The 1,060-nt window shown below is 43.6% G+C and carries 1 protein-coding gene and 2 pseudogenes; all 3 read left to right on the top strand.

All coding sequences use genetic code 11. From position 1 onward, the window contains the following. Positions 1 to 217: pseudogene (locus ABD915_RS09760) on the top strand (phage major tail tube protein); the annotation flags it as partial. 9 nt (positions 218 to 226) lie between these two features. Further along, positions 227 to 640, top strand: a complete 414-nt coding sequence (locus ABD915_RS09765; protein WP_345117760.1) for a hypothetical protein — start codon at positions 227 to 229, stop codon at positions 638 to 640. A gap of 131 nt (positions 641 to 771) precedes the next feature. Further along, positions 772 to 1,060: pseudogene (locus ABD915_RS09770) on the top strand (phage tail tape measure protein); the annotation flags it as partial.

Consider the following 1,060-nt stretch of genomic DNA (forward strand, 5'->3'; position numbering starts at 1 on the left):
TTCCATTGATGTTACAGGACGCTTGGTCAAAGTCGATAGCGAAGGCTTAACAGCTGGAAAAGCCACAGGCTATGATTGCGAGATCAAGAATGTTTGGGATTACACAGAATTTTGGGATGGCTCTGTTTTACACCGTTTTTCCTTTAAACGGGGCGGTTGGCTTGTGCGCAATGGGCAAGATATTGGTGGGCGCCGTCGCTCTATTCTCAATTTATAGGAATTGATCATGACAAGTTTACAAACCAGTATTGATGTAGAGTTACAGGCTCCGTTTTTTTATCAGGATAAAGGAGGCAAAGAAACTCTCTGCAAGAAACTGACCTTTTATCGCCCAAACTTCAAGCAAGCACGCCAATTAGCGGTGTTGATTGGACCGCAGTTGGCAGAGCTCATTCTGCCTACTTTAGAAGAGAATAAAACAACCTTGAGCAATGATGTTCTTGTTCTTAAGCTTTGTGAGGCTTTACTGACCCATGAGGCGACAGAGGGGATTACAGCGCTTTTAGCCGATATGTCTCATGAATCTGTTGAATTGATTGATCGTCTTGATGTTGTTGACATTCTTGCTGTCTTCAAGGCTTTTTTTGCTTTTTTTACGCAACGCCAATCCTCTCTGCCGGACAATTTGGAGCAGAATTAGCTCTCTATTTTCGCTGGTCCGCTCTAGAAATCAACCAGATGGATTGGCTGGATGTGATTGCCTATCGAGAAGAATTAGTGCGCTTGAAACAACAAGAATATGAAAGCCAAATGTTAGGGTAAAATACGCTTATGGATGTTTCCCTTGTTGTCCGTTTTGTGAATCATCTCCAAGAAGGGATAGCCTCTGCCAAGCGAGACTTAAGAGCCTTTAGCCTCGATATTGCGCATTTCCAAAACCAAACACGAAAGCATTTTAAAGGGTGGTTTGACCCTGAGCATTTGAAGGAATCTACAGAAAAAGCGCAAAATGCTTATATTCATGCGCGTGGGCGCATGGTGGGGGCTGTTGCCCAAACCGCAACTTTAATTGCACCGCTCTATAAAGCCATGCAATTTGATCAATCGATGAAAGGCTTGG

This window comes from Bartonella jaculi (assembly GCF_039543045.1).
Classification (GTDB): Bacteria; Pseudomonadota; Alphaproteobacteria; order Rhizobiales; family Rhizobiaceae; genus Bartonella; species Bartonella jaculi.

Coding starts and splice junctions, on each gene's coding strand:
- ABD915_RS09765 (WP_345117760.1), top strand. CDS start 227: ATGACAAGTTTACAAACCAGTATTGATGTAGAGTTACAGGCTCCGTTT.